At 52.2% G+C, this 18177-nt stretch carries 16 protein-coding genes and 1 other RNA gene; 12 read left to right on the forward strand and 5 right to left on the reverse strand.

The features are described from left to right. Positions 1-27 precede the first annotated feature (27 nt). Positions 28-1215: a dihydroorotate oxidase gene (locus ACKI61_RS14875; protein WP_407458441.1), complete on the forward strand. Its 1188-nt coding sequence runs from the start codon at positions 28-30 to the stop codon at positions 1213-1215. A gap of 45 nt (positions 1216-1260) precedes the next feature. Beyond that, entirely contained in the window at positions 1261-2031 is a 771-nt protein-coding gene (locus tag ACKI61_RS14880; RefSeq protein ID WP_407458442.1) for a thioredoxin-like domain-containing protein, read from the forward strand. Here the strand turns inward: ACKI61_RS14880 and ACKI61_RS14885 are convergent. Further along, positions 2028-2381, reverse strand: coding sequence for a hypothetical protein (locus tag ACKI61_RS14885; RefSeq protein ID WP_407458443.1), 354 nt, complete (start codon positions 2379-2381; stop codon positions 2028-2030). The two genes, ACKI61_RS14880 and ACKI61_RS14885, sit on opposite strands and share 4 nt — an antisense overlap. A 62-nt stretch (positions 2382-2443) precedes the next feature. On the opposite strand from ACKI61_RS14885, the gene ACKI61_RS14890 reads away from it, so the two are divergent. Next, positions 2444-2956, forward strand: a complete 513-nt coding sequence (locus ACKI61_RS14890) for a hypothetical protein (protein WP_407458444.1) — start codon at positions 2444-2446, stop codon at positions 2954-2956. A gap of 8 nt (positions 2957-2964) precedes the next feature. Here ACKI61_RS14890 and ACKI61_RS14895 read toward each other — a convergent pair whose 3' ends face one another. Next, a complete protein-coding gene (locus tag ACKI61_RS14895; RefSeq protein WP_407458445.1) occupies positions 2965-4113 on the reverse strand; it encodes a phospho-N-acetylmuramoyl-pentapeptide-transferase in 1149 nt (382 codons plus the stop codon). Positions 4114-4180: 67 nt separating this feature from the next. Between ACKI61_RS14895 and ACKI61_RS14900 the strand changes: the two genes are divergently transcribed. Together ACKI61_RS14900 and ACKI61_RS14905 are read left to right on the forward strand one after the other, a co-directional pair. Continuing rightward, complete coding sequence (locus tag ACKI61_RS14900) at positions 4181-4669, forward strand: hypothetical protein (RefSeq protein WP_407458446.1); 489 nt, start codon at positions 4181-4183, stop codon at positions 4667-4669. A 55-nt stretch (positions 4670-4724) separates the two neighbouring features. Next, on the forward strand, positions 4725-5387 hold the full coding sequence (locus ACKI61_RS14905; protein WP_407458447.1) for a LysE family translocator: 663 nt from the start codon (positions 4725-4727) through the stop codon (positions 5385-5387). Here the strand turns inward: ACKI61_RS14905 and ACKI61_RS14910 are convergent. After that, positions 5384-6343 (reverse strand): DHH family phosphoesterase, encoded by a 960-nt coding sequence (locus tag ACKI61_RS14910; RefSeq protein WP_407458448.1) that lies wholly within the window; start codon positions 6341-6343, stop codon positions 5384-5386. The genes ACKI61_RS14905 and ACKI61_RS14910 overlap by 4 nt on opposite strands. A 37-nt stretch (positions 6344-6380) precedes the next feature. Between ACKI61_RS14910 and ACKI61_RS14915 the strand changes: the two genes are divergently transcribed. From ACKI61_RS14915 to ACKI61_RS14940, 6 genes are all read left to right on the forward strand, one after another. Further along, entirely contained in the window at positions 6381-7208 is an 828-nt protein-coding gene (locus tag ACKI61_RS14915; RefSeq protein ID WP_407458449.1) for an HAD family hydrolase, read from the forward strand. Positions 7209-7325: 117 nt separating this feature from the next. Next, positions 7326-9179 (forward strand): diguanylate cyclase, encoded by a 1854-nt coding sequence (locus tag ACKI61_RS14920; RefSeq protein ID WP_407458450.1) that lies wholly within the window; start codon positions 7326-7328, stop codon positions 9177-9179. Positions 9180-9190: 11 nt separating this feature from the next. Then, positions 9191-10849: an EAL domain-containing protein gene (locus ACKI61_RS14925; protein WP_407458451.1), complete on the forward strand. Its 1659-nt coding sequence runs from the start codon at positions 9191-9193 to the stop codon at positions 10847-10849. Positions 10850-10880: 31 nt separating this feature from the next. After that, positions 10881-13370 (forward strand): NPCBM/NEW2 domain-containing protein, encoded by a 2490-nt coding sequence (locus ACKI61_RS14930; RefSeq protein WP_407458452.1) that lies wholly within the window; start codon positions 10881-10883, stop codon positions 13368-13370. Continuing rightward, entirely contained in the window at positions 13367-14470 is a 1104-nt protein-coding gene (locus ACKI61_RS14935; protein WP_407458453.1) for a glycosyltransferase, read from the forward strand. Before ACKI61_RS14930 ends, ACKI61_RS14935 begins: the two co-directional genes overlap by 4 nt. Positions 14471-14506: 36 nt before the next feature. Then, positions 14507-15193 carry a hypothetical protein gene (locus ACKI61_RS14940; protein WP_407458454.1) on the forward strand — a complete coding sequence of 229 codons (687 nt, stop codon included), beginning with the start codon at positions 14507-14509 and terminating at the stop codon, positions 15191-15193. A gap of 95 nt (positions 15194-15288) precedes the next feature. On the opposite strand, the gene lexA is transcribed toward ACKI61_RS14940, so the two are convergent. Further along, a complete protein-coding gene (lexA, locus tag ACKI61_RS14945; RefSeq protein ID WP_407458455.1) occupies positions 15289-15972 on the reverse strand; it encodes a transcriptional repressor LexA in 684 nt (227 codons plus the stop codon). 176 nt (positions 15973-16148) lie between these two features. Here lexA and ACKI61_RS14950 point away from each other — a divergent pair, with 176 nt between their 5' ends. Continuing rightward, positions 16149-17801 (forward strand): hypothetical protein, encoded by a 1653-nt coding sequence (locus tag ACKI61_RS14950; RefSeq protein ID WP_407458456.1) that lies wholly within the window; start codon positions 16149-16151, stop codon positions 17799-17801. Between the two features lie 39 nt (positions 17802-17840). Here the strand turns inward: ACKI61_RS14950 and ssrA are convergent. Further along, positions 17841-18177: a transfer-messenger RNA gene (gene ssrA, locus ACKI61_RS14955) on the reverse strand; the annotation flags it as partial.

Raw genomic sequence — 18177 nt, forward strand, 5'->3', positions numbered from 1 at the left:
TGAAAAGTTTTGGCTAGAGGAATCTCCATGTCTTTTAACTGCGTGAACCACGAGTATTACCTGAACTTCGGCGACCGCGTTTTGGCGCTCATTCGCCGCATTTTTCACAACAATCCCGAATTCCGTCATGATTCCCTGAAGCATGTTGCTAGGCTTGCCCCCTATATTCCCTTTATGGGTGGCCGCCCCGATTTGAGCAAGACGCTCAAGCGCGTTATTACGTTCCCGGACCACAGCAACTCCTTGTATTTCGGATGCCCCATCATCTTGGCTGCAGGTGCAAACAAGACCGCAAAGCGAATCTGCGATTACGCGAACATGGGCTTTGGCGGTATCACCGTCGGGACGGCGACCCGCCATTTCCGCGAAGGCAACACCCACCGCCCGCGAATCGGTTTTCTCGAAAACGACCGCGCCATCCACAACAGCATGGGGCTGAACAACGAAGGGGTCGAAGTCATTGCACGCCGCACCGACGAGCAGTTGACCAAGGCTCACAAGGCGGGCCTTTGCGTGGGTGTTTCTGTGGCAGAGACTCCGGGGCTTACAGACAACGAAGAAAAACTCAAGGACTTGCTTGAAAGCTTCGCCATCGCCTACAAGGCGGGCGATTATATTGAAATCAATGTGAGCTGCCCCAATACCGGCGAAGCCCGCGTCGACATGGACCTTTCGCTCACCGAACGCATTTTCGGTGAAATCATGAAGTACAGGAACGCCCAGGCCCTCCGCAAGGCTGTCTATGCAAAGATCAGCCCCGACCTTTCGGAACGCCATCTGGTGAACATCATGGACATGCTCGTGCGCACAGGGGTAAACGGTGTCGTGGTCGGCAACACTTATCCTTCCAAAAAGATCAGCGAACTTCCGGTTGACACCAAGTTTGAAAACCTGACTCCGCTCCGTGCCGATGGCGACTGCGGCGGCATGTCGGGCAGGCCGCTCTACGAAAATATGATGTGGAACGTGACCTACATCCGCACGCATTACCCTGAAATCAGCGTCATTGCCTGCGGCGGTATCGACCACGGCTTCAAGATTTTTGACCTGATTAAGCTCGGTGTCGATGCGGTGGAATGCTACTCGGTGGTCGCCTTCCGCTGGATGGCGGCACACGCCATGCGTAAGGAGCTTGAAGCGGCTCTCCTTGAATCGGGCTATAAGACGCTTTCGGATTACGACGACCACAATCCGAAGCAGACCAAGGCCGTATAACCTTAACTTGTCGTTTCGGACACGGTTCTAGGGACAGGTTCTGATATGAATATTTGCGCTCTGTTTCGTTCTGTTGCATTAGTGCTTCTGCTTGCTAGCGGATTCTCCTTTGCCGTGCCGTGGCTCGGCGTTACCTTCAAAAAGTCGACTTACCAGAACCACCTGGCCTTGAATGTGATTGGCGTCCATCCGGAGTCGGGCTGCTTTTCGGCGGGCATGGTCGCAGGCGATTTGATCGTCGGCGTGCAGGGGAGTCCGCTCACGGATATGTCGCAGATCCAGTCGGCGGTTTCTGGCCACAAGGCTGGGCAGAAGATCAAGATCGAAATTTCACGCGAGGGCAAGTCCAAGACGCTTACGGTGGCTTTGACGGAACGCCCCGACGACATCAGCAGCCTTACCGGTTCTGCCATTGGCAGCAAAATTGCAAAGTTTGGCGAGAACTTTTACAAGAATGGCGAAAAACGCAAGGAATCTCCCAAGGCGACGCTTCTCGACTTCTGGGCGACCTGGTGCGGCCCTTGCCGCAAGACGCTTCCGGTGCTTGCAAACATCTACAACAAGTACAGCTCCAAGGGGCTCGAAGTTATAGGTATCGCCGACGAGTCCGTGGACGTGCTGAACGACTTCTACGCGCATCAGCATGCCTCACCGTATCCGCTGTACCGCGATGCCAAAAAAGAAATGTGGATCCGCTATGGAATCCACGCTGTGCCGACTTTGATGCTGCTTGATAAAGATGGATATATCAAGCGCGTCTGGAGCGGCGCTCCCACCGAATACATGATTGAGCAGATTTTAAAGGATTTACTTTAGTCTGCAGAAGCCTTTTTCTGTGTCGCAAAGATGTCTTCGTATTCTTCCTTGCTGATGCGGGAATACCCGGTCGTGATTCCGCCGAATTCATAGTAGGCGGAGTCGCCCTTGACACTCATGCAGTAGGGCATGTCGAGCGAATTCTTGCCGCAGAGCTTGCCATCTTGGATGGTGGCTTGCAGGTCGCCGTTCACGTTGCGAATAGTGAAATCCTGGTTGTTGTCGCTCAGGACTTCAAAAATCATGTTGGCTTCACCCTTCCAGCAGCCGGTGTAGTTGGTCTGTTCGCCACAGCCGAAAAGGAACATGGTAGAAACGAGAGTTGCAGAAATAAGGATTGCTTTCTTCATGTCCCTAAAATAGTATTTTTGAACGTGTAAAAATGCAATTTTTTGTTAAACATTTGTATTTAATGGCGCCAGTCATTGCCGTTGCCGTCTTGATCGGCGTGTATATCCTGATCAAGTCGAACGAAAGGCCTATTCCGCACTACGAACCGAAGCAGGTTGAAGACACCTGGTCTGCCGAAGAGTACATGCGTCATTTGAACGTAAAGCCCTTCAACCAGCGCGAAGTCCATCGGTTGCTACTCAAGCGCACCAGGCAAAAAGAAGGGGTTTATCTTGAGAGCCTGTTGCCTGCGATGGATACGGCGGGTATAGAGATTGTGCATTGCTTTCATCAGGTGATGGGCGATGACTATGTGCCTGTCATTACGAGTGGAAACGACTACCCGTACCACAAGCCGAATTCGAAACATTACAAGAATGCTGCGATCGACTTTAGGATAAAGTATATCCCCGTGGAAAAACGCCGCGAAATCGTTGAAAAGGCCCAGGAAAAGCTGGGAAATCGATTCCGAGTGCTCTGGGAAAAGGGCGAAACGGAGCACCTGCATGTCGAACTGGTCGATGTGCAGGAATAATTCTAGAACTATCTTACGCCGAAGAAAATCACCATGCTCACGATGAGCGCAAAGATGCTCACCAGGTGCATGCGCCACACAATCTTCGAGTTCATGAGCGGTTTGCTCGGGAATCGTCCGTCCCACTTCTTCTGGTAGTGGTGGTGGAGCGGGGCGCAGAGGAAAATTCGCTTACCCGTACCGGTGGTCTTCTTGGTAAACTTGAACCAGAGAATCTGGAGCAGTACGGAGCATGCTTCGGCAATGATGATCACGCAGACGATTGGAAGGAAGAGCCCAGCCTGTACCAGGATAAACATGATGCCGATGGCAGCGCCAAAGCCCACGGAGCCGGCGTCGCCCATGTAGATTTCGGCGGGGGGACTGTTGAACCACAGGTAGGCAAGCAGTGCACCTGCAATTGACGTGGCGAGCGGAAACAGTTCGTCGCAACCCGGCAGGTAAGGTACGCTCAGGTACTGGCTAAAGATGAAGTTGCCGCTCACGTAGGCGACAAGGCCCACGAACACCATGCTGGTGAGGATTGGAACCGACACCAGGCTGTCGAGACCGTCGGTGAAGTTGGTGCCGTTGGCGGCCGCGGCGATCACAAACGTCATGAAGGCGACAAAGATCCAGTTGGGCAGATGAATCTGGAACACATCGATGGGGCAGAAGGGGATGGTGAGGTCGCCTTTGAGCTCGGGAATGAACTTGTAGCAGAAAATGGCGACGACAAGGCTGAATAAGAAGTAGAGGAACAGTCTAAGGCTGCTCGAAATGCCGTCCGCCTTGTCCATGTAGTCGGCGGCCTTGAGCTTGCCGAGCTTGATGAGCCGTTTGGCGCGGACCTTTGCAATGTCGTCGATGGCGCCCACGGCGGAGAATAGCGCAAGGATGACGAGCGTCGAGATGGTGTATCCGTTCATCTTGCAGACAAGCAGTGATACAATTTCAACAACAATTACCAGGAGAAGTCCGCCCATGATCGGGGGAGATTTGCTCTTGCCGTCCTTGTCGAAGTCCGAAGTGGCGTCGAGACCCTGTAAAAGCCTGATGTACTTGGGCATGAAGAACAGGACGAATACGATGGAGAGCATGGCGGCAACGCCCGCGCGGAAAAGGCGTCCGTCAAAAAGATCAATACTGGTAATATGATAGAGCCATTGACAAAGCATGTTGCAAAAATAAAAATATTGTGTCCTCCTTGGCATCGGATACTCAATTTTTTCTACATTATAGGGCATGAGTGTAATTCATATCGGATGCCCCCACTGCGGAACCTCCTTCGATGCCCAGATTCAGGGTGAAGGTGCCAACATGATGGTGTTTTGCTGCGTGCGCTGCAAGACGCCCTTGATGTACTTCCATGGAGAGGTGGCTGAGCTCGACCGCGACGAATTTGCCGGGCTCCGTCAAAAGCTCAGCCGCGCCATTGATGCGGTTGCAGCCAACGACGGTACCATGGCGCAGGTTGCGGCCGCCCTCAAGAAGATGGTGGATGCTTCGAACGCTCTTGCCGATGAACGCGGAAACGACGAACGGACGGGTGAACATTCGCAGTCCCTGCCGCATCCGCGCGAAGGATCAGCCCCATCGGAATTTGCCGATGCGGCTTCTGTGCAGGAAGCTTCTGAAAAAGCCGAAGCGACGCCTCTTTCCGACGACGCCCTTGCGACTTTGCAGAAAGACCTCGATGAACTCGATGTCGATAGTTTCTTGGATAAGCTGTAGAATTCAACCGTCTACAGCCAACTTCCTACCGTCTACTGTCTACTTCCTACTGTCTATGCTAGAATTCTTTATTGCTGCCTTGGTGGTAGGAATTGCTCCTGGTCCAGATAACTTATTTGTCCTGGCGCAAAGTGCGACCCATGGTGCCCGTGCCGGTTTTTGCGTGATTCTTGGACTTTGCACGGGTATTGTGATTCAGGTAAGTTTGCTCGTGGCTGGAGTGTCTGCGCTTATTGCCGCAAGCCCAATGGCTTTCTTTGTAATGCAGTGCCTGGGGGCGGCGTACTTGCTGTATTTGGCCTACAAGAGCTTTCAGGTCCGTGCCGGCACGGTTGCTGCTGGCGAGGCTTCCGAGTGTCGTCCTGAGCGGAGTCACGAAGTGACGGAGTCGAAGAATCTAGGACAGGAGCATCTTCCCGGTCGTAAGCTTTACCTGCGCGGAATCCTCATGAACATTTCGAACCCGAAGGTGATTCTCTTTTTGCTTTCGTTTATTCCGCCGGCAGTTCGCCTGGAGCGCCCGATTCACCCGAGCCTGCAAATTGCCTTGCTCGGTGCTGAATTCATCGTAGCGACCTTCATTGTGTTCGGCTCCGTCGCGTTACTTGCGGGTGCCGTCAAAAAGTTCTTGCTGAATAGCCCGAAGGCGAACCGCAACCTCAACTGGTTCAGCGGCTGCGTATTCGTGCTCTTGGCTGTGGCGCTGTTCTTGGTTTAAAGCTGCTTTTCGATTAGCTTCAGGATTTTCTCGATGGTCTCATCGGGTGCGAGGCTGGTGGCGCCGCCGGCGGCACGGGTGTGGCCGCCTCCGCCGAATTCACGAGCGATGGCGTTTACATCGACTACATAGTTGCTGCGCAGGCTAATCTTGTACTTGCCGTTCACGGGGTAGAGGAAAATAGCCACTTCGGTGCCGCCGACTTCGCGGATGGTGTCGATGGTGGTGGAAAGTTCCACGGGCGTGACTCCGAATCGTTCCATGTCTTCGGGCGTGACGTAGCTGTAGACGACCTTGCCGCCTAAACCAAGCTTGCTCTGCTGCATGGCATAGCCCGTAATGAGCGTCTGCTTGTAGGTGCGGGTGTAGTAAGTCTCATTCACGATTTTTGCGAAGTCGACGCCAGCTTCAATCAGGTCGCCCACCACCTGCATGGTGCGCTTGCCGGTGCAGCTGTACTTGAAGGCTCCTGTATCGTGTACAATGCCGAGGTAAAGGGAACTGGCTGTATCGCGGCTGATTTTAGCCTTGTCGAGGTTTACGTAAAGCACTTCGCTTGCGGAGCTCGCTTCGGGCTCCACCAGGTTCAGGGTGCAAAGATTCAGCGGGTTGCTAATGTGGTGATCGATGTTGATGGTTTTCTTGGCGGCCTTGATGCATTCGGCGCCATTTGCACCTACGCGTTCAAAGCTCGGCGTGTCCATGAGGAATGCCAGGTCGTAGGGCTTGCCACCATTGCATTCGGCAGTCCAGGCGGGGCGGGCATCGCTTGCCCCACGCAGAATCTTGTAGCTGTCGGGGAAGTTTTCAAGGAACAATTCTGCCTGAATGGCGGGGTAGTTGTCCTTGATGTAATTGTAAATGCCTGTGGTAGACCCCACACAGTCGCCGTCCGGGCGCACGTGTCCGAAAATGGCCACTGTCTTTGCTTCGCTCAAAAATTCATCAATTCTCATAGTTGGGAATATAGCAAACATTTCTATATTTCAAGCTATGAAACTCCTTTTCACAGACCTTGACGGCACGCTCCTGACCGACGACAAGACCATCCTCGATGTAGACATGAAGGCTATCGAGGGGCTGCTTGCACGCGGGCACAAGCTGGTGCTCTGCACTGGGCGTCCGCTTACGAGCGCAAAGCAATTGGCGCAAAAGTACGGCTTCGACAAGCCGGGCTTTTTCCTGGTGAGTTTCAACGGCGGGCTTATTTACGATTACGCCACCGAACAGTCCATTTTGACTCGCTACATTCCGGTAGAATCGGTCAAATTCATTATGGATGCGGCCCACAAGGCGGGCATGCACGCGCACACGTACTCGGGCGACCTCGTTGTCTCGGAATACGAAACCGAACAGCTCAAGACATATTGCCGGCTGATGAAGATGGACTACGTGGTTGTCAAGGATATTCGCGACTACTACGGTGATTTCATCAATGTGGTGGTAAAGCCTCCCATCAAGGTGAATATCATTACGCCGTTTAATCACGATAGCCTGCTCAATTTCCGCGCCGAGATGCGCAAGACCACCGCGGGCAAGCTCTTTGACGTGTTCAGCAAGCCCGAAATGCTCGAATTTTCGCACATGCAGTCCAACAAGGGAGACGCGGTGCGCTTTATGGCCGATTTTTACAAGGTCCCGCTTTCGGATACCATCGCCGTGGGCGACGAAGAAAACGACTGCCCCATGATCGAGGCCGCAGGTGTAGGAATTGCCATGGCGAACGCTTCCGATGTGGCTAAATCGGTGGCCGACTATGTCACAAAAGCGGACAACAACCACGGCGGAATTGCCGAAATTATCCAAAAATTCGTGATTTAACTGCGTTTTGTGCGCCAATATTCCAAGTTGGAATATCCTGCGTCATTTTTTTTATACAATAGGGGGAACTTTATGGTATCTTGACTATATAGTGTTAAATGTAGAGATGCCATAGCAATGAAACAGTTCCAGTTCGATTATCACAGTATTACGTCGCTGAAAAGGGATCTCGACAAGATCAATCTTTGGTGTCGCTCCAAGGTTATTTCGCATGTGGTGTTCCAGATTTATTCTGATTCCCTGGATCGTGGGCAAATCGACCTAGTCTGTGATGTCGTGTCTCAGAGCTTTCCGGATGCCATTTGCATGGGCTGCTCTACGAATGGAAACATCATCGAAGGACGCCTGTCCAGTGCGTCCATTTCAATTGTCTGCACGATATTTGAGTACCCGACCACAAAAATCAAATTGTTGCAGTACACCCTGAATTCCGAGACGGCATTGGATGTCGTCGAAGAAGTGAAAAAGGAAGTCAAGGCAAATCCGTGGGTCAAGGCAGTCGAAATACAGCTTACGATTCGTGGAATGTCGATGACTCCGTTCTGCGAGGCGTTTACGGATGTCGACCCGTCGATTGCCATCTTTGGCGGGGGAGCGTTCAATCCCGATCTGATGCGCAACGACGCCTGTGTGTTTTCCAATGTCAAGGGCTATTCGGAACAGGGCGTCATCTTCCTTCTGATTGGCGGCGAAGACTTTAACATCTATACCACGCATGTCGCCGGCTGGAAGCCGCTGGGCCGCGAGTTCCTGGTGACTCGTGCTAAAGGGGCGCTGCTCTATGAGCTGGACGGAAAGCCCGCTTACGATGCCTACTTCCGCTATCTGAACATCATGAAGGACGAAGACTTCTTCTACAACACACTGGAGTTCCCGTTCTTCTACAAGCATAACGGCATCAATATCTTGCGTGCACCCATTTCTTGCAATGATGACGGCTCCCTGGTGATGACGTCCGACATCGACGAGAACGTGAAGGCGCGCCTTGCCTATGGCGATCCGTGGACAATCCTTGCGAGTGTGCGTCAGGTAGGCCGAAAGATCGGTGAATTCAATCCCGAAATCATCAAGGTGTTCTCCTGTGCTGCGAGAAGAACCTTCTGGGGCAAGGACGAAATCAGCAACGAGACGCTCCCGCTACAGAGCCTTGCGTCTACTTCGGGCTTTTACACATCGAGCGAGTTCTTGAGAACGGGTGGATTTGTGAACCAGCACAATGTGACGCTGGTGATAGCCTCGATGCGCGAAGGCCGGGGAGGGGACTCCTTTGAACTTGAAATGGCGCAGGAGTCTTTTTCGGGCAAGGTCTCGATGATCAACCGACTCGCGACTTTCATTGATGCTGCGACCCAGGAACTTGCCGAGGCGAATGAAAAGCTCGCACTGATGGCCATTACCGATCCGCTGTCCAGCTTGTTCAACCGCGGTGAGATTCAGCGTAGAATCAACAAGAGCGTTGCGGAAAAGATTCCTGGTTGCCTTGCGATGATTGACATCGACAATTTTAAACAAATTAACGACAACTATGGGCATAAGGAAGGCGACAATGTCATCAAGGGCGTTTCTTATGTGATACGCAAGGTTCTCGATGAAACTGGACTTTCTGGCATATCCGTGAGCGATGTAAGAGCTTCTGAAGTGTTCGAAACAAGTGAAACCCTGTCTTCCTGTGGGGTCGATGCCAATTTGACTCAGGACCTTCTTAACGTGAAAACGCCGGTTGGCCGTTGGGGTGGCGAGGAATTTATGGTGCTTCTGCAGGGAGTGCCAATTGAGTCGGCCATTGATTTTGCCAACAAAGTCTGCAGGGCTTTTAACGAACTGTCCTTTGAAAAGGCTGGCAACCGTTCGATGAGTGTCGGTGTTACCGAGATCAGGGCGGGAGAATCTTCTGATGAAGCCTGCGTAAGGGTTGACCAGGCCTTGTATAGGGCCAAGGATGAAGGCAAAAACCGTGTGGTTGTTCTATAAGAGGCGTGTCTATGGAACAGTTTAATAAACAGAAATTGGATTCTTTATTCGATGCGTTTTCCATTTTGTCGAATGGGGCCTATACCTATGTGACCGATGCTAAGTCCGATGTGACTCGATGGTCCAAAGAGGCTGTTGAATATTTTGGGCTTCCATCGGAGTACCTGGAAAATACAAAGGATCACTGGATGGAACGCGTCCATCCGGATGACCGCGCCGCCTATTTGGCTGATATCACGGATGTTTTTAGTGGCAAGAAAGCTGAACACAACCTGCAGTATCGTATGAAAACGAAGGACGGCTCCTATATCGTGTGCACTTGCCGCGGCGTTCTCGTTCGCGATGAAAACGGAAATCCCGACTATTTTGGCGGCACCGTAAAGAACAACGATTCCTTGAGCTACTTTGATGATGTTTCTAACTTGAGAAGTCTGTACGGTTTCTTGGAAGACCTGCGCTCTGCGCGGTGGAAAGGCGAAAGCATCCAGATTATGCTTCTGGGAATCAACGATTTTTCGCACCTGAACGAAATCTACGGCTATACTTTTGGAAACCGCGTGTTGCAGGAATTTGCAGCCATGATCAAGACGGAAGCCTATGGCATGGGAACCTGGTATCGTATGGACGGCACCAAGTTTGCCATTGTATGTAACAAGGCAACCATGGGCGATTTCAAGAATCTTTACAAGCGCATCCAGTACAATGCTATTCATGACTTTGTGGTTGAGGGCCACCGTGTTGTGCTTTCGTTTGTGGCAGGAGCCATCAACTTGGATCGGCTCGATGTCCCGGCAGAAACGGTGTACTCATGCCTGCGCTTTGCCTACTACGAGTCCAAGAACAGCCACTTGGGCGAACTGTTTGTACTCAAGAACAATGTGAGCGACGACAAACGCTTTGCCATTGAAAGGGTGAATGTCATTCGCAACAGTATCGTGAAGGACTGCGAAGGGTTCTTCTTGTGCTACCAGCCGATTGTCGACGCTAATAGCGAATATGTTATCGGCGCAGAGGCGCTTATCCGCTGGAAGAACGATGAATATGGTGTTGTATCTCCGGTACAGTTTGTGGATGTGCTGGAGCAGGACAACCTGTTCCCAGAACTTGGCAAGTGGATCCTCCGAAAGGCTCTCTTGGATAGCAAGAAGTTCTTGCAGCGTTATCCTGGCTTTGTCGTGAATGTTAATTTGTCCTATACGCAGCTCGAGAAAAGCGACTTTGTACACGATGTCCTTTCGATTCTTGACGAAGTCAACTATCCGCCGCAGAACCTGTGTCTGGAAATCACGGAACGCTGCCGCCTTTTGGACATGGATCTCCTTAAGGAAATTTTTACGAAACTCCGCAGTCATGGCATCAAAATCGCACTGGATGATTTCGGCACGGGTTTCAGCTCGATTGGAGTCCTTCGCGAACTTCCGGTGACGACGGTGAAAATCGACCGCAGCTTTGTGATGAACATCGAACAGAACAGTTCCGACCAGAAGACGGTGCGGTTTATCTCGGAACTTGCGGATTCGTTCTCTTCGTCGGTGACGGCAGAAGGTATCGAAACTCCCGAAATGCGCGAATTCCTGCTGCGTTTCAAGGTGAAGAATCTGCAGGGATTTTATTACTCCAAGCCGCTTCCCTTCGATGAATTCGTGGAAAAATATATCGACATCCTCTAGCGATTCGTAGCGATTAACTACATTTGACGGCATGAAGAAGGTTCTTGAACGCCTGGGCGATTGGCGCAGGCTTTTGACTGTTTTGGGTATTACGCTTGCCGTTCTGGTGGGTGCCTTCCTAATTTTCAACAATCTGACGGTCTCGTACGCCAGGCGGTGGGATATTGACTGGGGCTACTACGCCATCCTTTCAACGTTTGTTCTTTTGATTGTCGGTTTCGCAGTAAACCTGCCGGTGATTTTGCGGAATATGAAGGATTTCAGGCCTTCGGGCAAAAGCATTTGCGCTTTTGCGGGGATTGCGCTTGTGTTTTCGATTTTCATGTTCGGAAATATCAGCAATACGCACCGCGTCCTGAGTGACGAGACCAGCTGGGAGTCCATGGGACTCCAGATGTATTACGAACATACGGGCGGCATCTGCAACGAAGGCATCTGGAAGGACGGGGTGCTCGATTGCAAGACCGAAGTGAACAACTTCAAGGGCAAAGCGCTCGGGTTCGTCTATTCACTTGTGTTCAACTTTATGGAACCGGGGCGCGACACGGCGCTCTTGGTCAACTACCCGTTCTACCTGCTTAGCCTGCTGTTCTTCTTCTTTGCCCTTTCCAAGTGGTTCAAGAATGAATGGGCGGCGCTTGCGGCGACGGCGTTCCTGGGGGGGATGCCCATCTACCTGATGCAGGCGCGGTCGGCATCGACTGAAGTCCTTTATGTCTTCTTGCTCTCTGTACTCATGGCGTGGTATGCGTTTGTGCCGGCAAGCAAGGTGAACTGGAAACATTTCCTCTTGACTGTGCCTTTGCTCGGCTTCTTTGCCCAGACGCGTCAGGAGACCGTCTTTGCGTTCATTCCGTTCGCGCTTTACTACTACAAGTATTTCCTGGAAAAGCCGCATAGGCTTCCGTTGTTCGTGGCCTCGGTCATCGCCGTGAGTTGGCCGTCGGTGAACACGATGGCCGCCTACCGCGGCTACGATTTCCAGGGCGGCGAGCATGCGGCTCATTCGCTCGAAAATCTCTGGTTCAACCTGAAAACCAACATCGAGATTATGTTGAATCTGGAGGGCGATTCGTCCTTCGGCGGCATCATGCAGAACCCGTTCTATACGACGTTCACCGTTATCCTTCTGGTTTCTACGGCTTGGCTCCTGTTCCGCCTGATTTATTCTAGACGCTACTGGCGTGGAGCCCTTCTGGGTATCACCTTCTGCGTGCAGATTTTTGTGATTCTGTTGAATGTGTCGGGAACATTCACCATCGATATCAACCAGCGCTATGTGTTGGTGGCGCTCCCGCTGTTTGCTTTGATCATGGCGCTAGGGCTAACCGATGCGCTTACATTTGCGACCAAGATGAAGTACGAAGCGGCGGGGATGATCGTTCTTGCCTTGTCTGCGGCACTGTCAGTGGGACTCATGGTCTACCATGGCGACAGCTATCGGCACAACATGCTTTATTACAGGAACAAGCTGCTTGGCGAAGAGGACTACCTGGACAAGGCTCTCGAAAATTATCCCGAGAATTCCATTTTCATCTACGCAAGACCTTGGCAGATGCTTGCGTCGAGGCACAGCTCCTTTAGCGAGCGCACCTTTATGGGCTGGGACAATGAGACCTTTGCCAAGTGGCAGCACCTCTCCGGTGGCAACATTTACATGGTCCGCGGCCAGGACGGCTACGGAGAACTGAACCGCAAGTCCCGCGTGGTGGGCTTCAAGACGACAGATCAGGTTGACGAAATTCTGAAGGACTACAAGAGCGAGCGCGTGCTGATAGAGCCCAAGCTGTTCGGTTACCCCCTTGCTATCTACAAGATTACGGCGAAGAAGGGGGTGTCGACCTACCTGCAGAATTTCTTTGTGGGCGACGTGGCCGACAGCTCCATTGTGGTGAACAAGCGTTTCCCGGAAACGATCACTTGTAATTACATGCTGAATGGCGAATTGCAGGAAGAACTGATGCTTTCGCAGGAATCCGATACGCTGTCGCTGGATTCGTCAAAAATCCTTGCGGGTATGAACCGAGCTGCGTTTGAATGCCTGATGCCCGATGCCGACACGCTTCGCTTGGTGAAGGATTTCTTTGTGGAAACACCCGAAGTTCAGTTGCTATCTAAGATGGAAATGGTGGCCTTCGATCAGGCGTGGGGAAACCCACAGAAGGACGAAACTGTGGAACACCGCAAGCTCACCTTGGACAAGGAAGTGTTCCGGTACGGAATAGGATCCCATGCCCCGTCGTTTGTGCGCTACAACCTTCCGCGCAATTTTGCGAAACTGCACGTGACCATTGGTCTTGACGACGAAAGTGCCTGCGGCGATGGCGCTGCGTTCATCGTGAAAGGCGATGGCCGCGAACTTTTCCGCAGTAAGCGGATGTACCCGACCGAAAAACAATTGCTTGACATAGATGTCTCTGGAGTAAGAGAACTTGAACTTCGACTCGACGAAGGCGACAAGAAGGACAAGGACTGTGACCATGGCGACTGGGCGAACGCCTGGCTGGAGGCTTCTCGTTGAAAGTCCTGGTCGCACCACTTGACTGGGGACTAGGGCATGCAACTCGTTGCGTGCCCGTCATCCGCGAGTTCCTGAATCAGGGGGCCGAAGTGGAACTAGCCGTGGTGCGCTCGAATGCGGGGCTTCTGCGTGGATTTTTCCCGGAACTTCGGCAGCACCTGGCGCCGTCCTACAACATCGTCTACCCCAAGCACGGCTACAACATGGGGCTGTGGCTCTTGAAAAACGGGGCGCACCTGAATCGCGTCATCAAGTTCGAGCATCGTTTCGCCGAGGAAATGGTCTCGCGCTTCCATTACGATGTACTGGTGTCGGACAACCGCTTCGGTTTCTATAGCCGCAAGGCGAAGTCTGCCTACATGACCCACCAGCGCCGCATCGCGTTCCCGCCGCTATTGTCAGCTTTTGAACCGCTAGGAATGCTGTGGCACGCCTCGGTGATGAAGCACTTCGACGAGGTCTGGGTGCCGGACATGCCCGAGTCTCCCGGATATGCGGGCTCGCTTTCTCATGTCAATAAGTCGCCTGTGCCACTCCGGTTTGTCGGAGCCCTGTCGCGATTCGAAGTAGAATCCGTGCGGCCACTGTCTGGTACCGCTGCAGATGACTGCGGACCGTATCGTTTCGTGGCGGTGATTTCTGGGGTGGAACCAGCCCGTAGCCGCTTTGAAGCGCTGTTGCGCTCTACCCTTGAAAAGATTCCTGGACACCATGCGGTTATTCTGGGAAAGCCCTTGCAGGGCATCAAGTCATGGACCGAGAAAAACATCGACTTTTATACGCATCTCGACGACGCGCGCTTTGCTGCAGTCGTGAAGAGTGCCCAGTGGGTCGTGTCCCGTGGCGGCTACAGCTCCGTGATGGACATGGCGGTGCTCGGGGCGAAGTGCATCTTTGTGCCGACGCCGGGACAGTACGAACAGGTGATTCTGGGACGCGATCTTGCCTTCGAAGGTTATGCAGCGACGATTGATGAATCTAAATTTACGACAGAAACCCTGCTTGCTACGATTAGCGAAAGGGGGAATGTTGCTTTGCCGAAACCGAAAGACAATGAGCTTCTAAAAAACGCTGTAAGTCACTTGCTCTCTGATTCTTAATTATCCATCATCCACCATCCATTACCCATAATCCATATGCCACAATTCATTCTTGCGTTCCCGTTGAATAAGGAAGTCGGCGAACCTATCGCCATCTCCGAGACCGTCACGCTTGCCGCGGATGCCGCGTCGGTCATTGTCCCTGGCTGTAGCGTCTCTTTCAAGGTTGTCCGCAAGGAACATGTGGACGGACTTGCCGAAATCTTCAAGGAACATCAGGATATCCCTGCGGAATTGGCGGCTGCCATCGATGCGCACAAGTCGTTGCTGTTCTTGGTTGGCGAAGTCAAGAATATCGACGAAGTCTCGCAGGTGAACATGGCGATCCTCAAGCTGTTCTGCGCAGGGGCGCTTGGCGTTTACATGCAGCAGAGCGGTGCCGCCTGGACTGCCGACGGTTTCCGCGAAGAACTCGACGACGGAGAGTATCCGATGGACCCGTGGATCAACTTTGTAGAAGCGGGCGAGACGCTCTACACGCTTGGCCTTGCTACATTCATGCTGCCGGACCTGTGCGTTGCGACGACTGTCGAAAACCCGCAGCAGGCATTGCTGCTTTCTGCGGATAGCTTGTTTGGCGACGGAGTTCCTGCGAAGTCAGGCTCCGAGATCAATTGTGGAGAAGGCGAGCGATACGTGCTGCGCCAAGAAGCCAAGAGCCCATTCCCGAAGGATGCCCCTGAATACAATAAACAAGGCGTTATGCGCCTTGTTAAGAAATAAAAAGCAAGGTTTTCGAGCATAAAATCGATTGCGGTCCTTCATTAGAAAACCGCAGCGGTTTTGCGTTGAAATGGAATAATAAGCCCTGCTAGAGGCTAGTTTACTTTGCGCATCACGCCGATGAGCTTACCGGCAATCGAGAAGTTCTTGTCTTTCTTGACGATGATGGGGCGGTAGCGCGGGTTTGCCGGTCGCAGCTCGATGTGGTCTGCGGCGGGGTGATAGTACTTGACCGTCGCTTCGTTGTCGACCTGTGCCACGATGATTTCGCCGCGGTCGGCGGTTTTCTGCTGACGGGCGAAGATCAGGTCTCCGTCGAGGATGCCGGCGTTGATCATGGAATCGCCCTTGACGCGGAGCGCGAAGACGTCGGAGCGGCAGGCGAGGAAGTCGCGGTCGATCGTAACGGTGCCTTCGAGGTTCTGCACGGCAAGAATCGGCGTGCCGGCGGCCACGCGGCCGACAATGGGAATTTCGATGGTATTGCTCGGGGCTTCGGCGGCATTTTCGTTATTGCTGTCGATCACCTCGATACCGCGGCTGAGCCTGGGGGAGCGGATGATGTAGCCCTTCTTGATGAGAGCGGCGAGGATGGAACGAACGCCGTTTGTCGATGTAATCTCGAAATGGTTGCCGATTTCGCGCACCGTGGGCGGCATGCGGTTTTCTTTGGAATATTTCTTGATGTATTCCAGGATTTCTTCTTGGCGGCTGGTCAGTTCCTTGCGCTTGGAGTTGTCAGCGCCGTCAAATCCGTCGAATTTTTTGAGATTGTCCATGTGTAGCCTCGCTTTTTGCAATTTACATATACAAATATAATGCACAATTGGGCAATTGTCAATAGGTTCACTGCACAAAATTTCATTATTTTACATTAAAACGAAAAAAGGGCCTTTTTGGGGGAATTGTTTAAATTTTTAGTATAGATTTCAGAAGGTATCGATAGGAGCATGATATGCATAAGATAATCGGTGTTTTGGCTTGCTCGGTCGCCCTTCTGGGGCTTGCTGCTTGTTCTGACGATGCGAATAGCGCATCGAGCGTTTCTCCAGAAGGAACCAGGCAGATAATCTCTGACGGGGACTTGGTATATGCAGTTCCCATGGGAGGGGATGTTGTCTATACGATTCAAGGCGAAGATAATGTTACGATAGGCTGGTTTGGTACCTATGATTTTGAGAAAAATTCGTTCAGCCTTGCAACGAACGATACGCTGACGGCTATCGCAGCCTATGACGGAGGCGTTGTAGCCTTTATTGTGGGTGATAAGTTGATGGTCGCCAATCTTTGGAACAAGGATAGTGAAGAAAATCCGCTCATTAAGGTAGATACGCTTGTCCAATGGATCAGTTCTTTGGGCGGGCGATCTGCAGTTGCCGTGAATGCCGATGGTGTTTACTATAAGGACGGTAGTTCCATTAAGGTGTTCCCCTTGGAAAAGGGTTATGTCGACATGTCTGCAGCCCCGATAGAGCTTGTCGACAGGGTCTATAACCAGGATAACGCCTATTCTGCTTTTTCGGACCTTATTGTATCCGATAACGTGCTTTATGCATCCGTTGCCTGGGACTCTCCCAATGGCACCGTCGTGAGTGTAGACCTAAACGGCATTGACTGGAAGCATGGAGAACGTCCGGAATTGAGAACTTTTGCCGACGGACTGGGGTCTCCGACCGACCTTCAGGCGACCGATGATTACGTGTGCATCAACGGTACAAGCATTTCTTGCGTATCCAAGAGAACGGGAGAGAAAAAGGTGATCCAGTCGTCGTCTTTGTTTGCCCTGAACAACTACAGGCTGGCTTCTTATGGCAATCAACTGTTTTTCCAGTCGCCCGACGGATATTTCTACCGCTATTCGTTGGATGATGGTCGCCAGACGCAGTTGACGAAATATAGCGGTACGGCCATGGCTTCGTTGCTTTCCCAGTCTGGGAGCCTGGTCGCGATGGAAGGACATTTTTTCTGGCTTGAAAAAAGTAACGCCATCTTTTACCTCGATCTTCAGGAATTTGAATCGGTATCGAAAGAAAAGGAGCAGGAATCTTCCGTATCGCCGCCGAAAGTTTCGAACAGTTGTATGACCGAAACGGGTTCGTACAAGACGACTCCGTATGCGGGGTCGTATATGGGTCGCTTTGAATACAGGACCAAGCCCGAAGACTCCGAAAACTGGACCGCAAACAGCTTTACGGTGAATATAGCCATGGAGTGTGTCGCAGACATGTTGGGCATGACAACATTGAAAATTGTCTGGGCCCAGTCGAACGACCCGTTCTTCGGGTGCACAATGGGCTGTACGCCGCAAGAAGCTTCTGCTGCGATTCTTCCCTCTGGGGAGGCAAATCCCTCGAGTCCTTCCTTGGGGGGTGCCGGGTTTACGATTTCATTTCCGAACGGGGCCTTGTTGACGACATCCAATGCAGAAGGCGAAATGAACGTCTCTACTGACGGTAGGACCATCGCCAGTGATTTTGACGCCGGTTACGGCGTGACCGGCGATAAGCAGATGACCTGGATTGCCACGAAGGATGGAGAAACTTTCCCGAGTGAATTCAAGGGAACAGTCGAAATGACAAGCTGGATATTCAACTGGAGCGCACTTTAAAAAAGCAAGTAGGGGCCCGCCGAGCGGACCCCTACGGGTCAATGGAGGTGAGGGGAGTCGAACCCCTGTCCAAAATCACGTCCATGCACGTTCCTACAAGCTTTCCCTTCGTATTTAAGGTCTCGTCTGATCTACGCCCAAGAAGGTCGGCGCGGACTTTGACCAGCCTAGTGAATCTCGGACTCTAGCCCCAGGCATGCGAGAATCCTATCCCATATTGCGTCCGAACTTTCACCCCGATGGGAGCGGAATGAGGCCCGGCGTTGCCGCTAATTAGGCAGCGAGTGCGTAGTTTTCGTCAGCACTTATTTTTTTTCAGACTTTTTTACGAGTGCCCTCGTCTGAGACCTCGGCTTGCAACTAACACTTCGGTAAC

It is taken from the genome of Fibrobacter sp., from assembly GCF_045601785.1.
GTDB lineage: Bacteria > Fibrobacterota > Fibrobacteria > Fibrobacterales > Fibrobacteraceae > Fibrobacter.

Excerpts from the sequence above, each read along its gene's own strand:
- ACKI61_RS14905 (WP_407458447.1), top strand. The coding sequence starts at position 4,725 with ATGCTAGAATTCTTTATTGCTGCCTTGGTGGTAGGAATTGCTCCTGGT.
- ACKI61_RS14890 (WP_407458444.1), top strand. The coding sequence starts at position 2,444 with ATGGCGCCAGTCATTGCCGTTGCCGTCTTGATCGGCGTGTATATCCTG.
- ACKI61_RS14875 (WP_407458441.1), top strand. The coding sequence starts at position 28 with ATGTCTTTTAACTGCGTGAACCACGAGTATTACCTGAACTTCGGCGAC.
- ACKI61_RS14880 (WP_407458442.1), top strand. The coding sequence starts at position 1,261 with ATGAATATTTGCGCTCTGTTTCGTTCTGTTGCATTAGTGCTTCTGCTT.
- ACKI61_RS14910 (WP_407458448.1), bottom strand. The coding sequence starts at position 6,343 with ATGAGAATTGATGAATTTTTGAGCGAAGCAAAGACAGTGGCCATTTTC.
- ACKI61_RS14930 (WP_407458452.1), top strand. The coding sequence starts at position 10,881 with ATGAAGAAGGTTCTTGAACGCCTGGGCGATTGGCGCAGGCTTTTGACT.
- ACKI61_RS14885 (WP_407458443.1), bottom strand. The coding sequence starts at position 2,381 with ATGAAGAAAGCAATCCTTATTTCTGCAACTCTCGTTTCTACCATGTTC.
- lexA (WP_407458455.1), bottom strand. The coding sequence starts at position 15,972 with ATGGACAATCTCAAAAAATTCGACGGATTTGACGGCGCTGACAACTCC.
- ACKI61_RS14940 (WP_407458454.1), top strand. The coding sequence starts at position 14,507 with ATGCCACAATTCATTCTTGCGTTCCCGTTGAATAAGGAAGTCGGCGAA.
- ACKI61_RS14915 (WP_407458449.1), top strand. The coding sequence starts at position 6,381 with ATGAAACTCCTTTTCACAGACCTTGACGGCACGCTCCTGACCGACGAC.
- ACKI61_RS14895 (WP_407458445.1), bottom strand. The coding sequence starts at position 4,113 with ATGCTTTGTCAATGGCTCTATCATATTACCAGTATTGATCTTTTTGAC.
- ACKI61_RS14925 (WP_407458451.1), top strand. The coding sequence starts at position 9,191 with ATGGAACAGTTTAATAAACAGAAATTGGATTCTTTATTCGATGCGTTT.
- ACKI61_RS14920 (WP_407458450.1), top strand. The coding sequence starts at position 7,326 with ATGAAACAGTTCCAGTTCGATTATCACAGTATTACGTCGCTGAAAAGG.
- ACKI61_RS14900 (WP_407458446.1), top strand. The coding sequence starts at position 4,181 with ATGAGTGTAATTCATATCGGATGCCCCCACTGCGGAACCTCCTTCGAT.
- ACKI61_RS14950 (WP_407458456.1), top strand. The coding sequence starts at position 16,149 with ATGCATAAGATAATCGGTGTTTTGGCTTGCTCGGTCGCCCTTCTGGGG.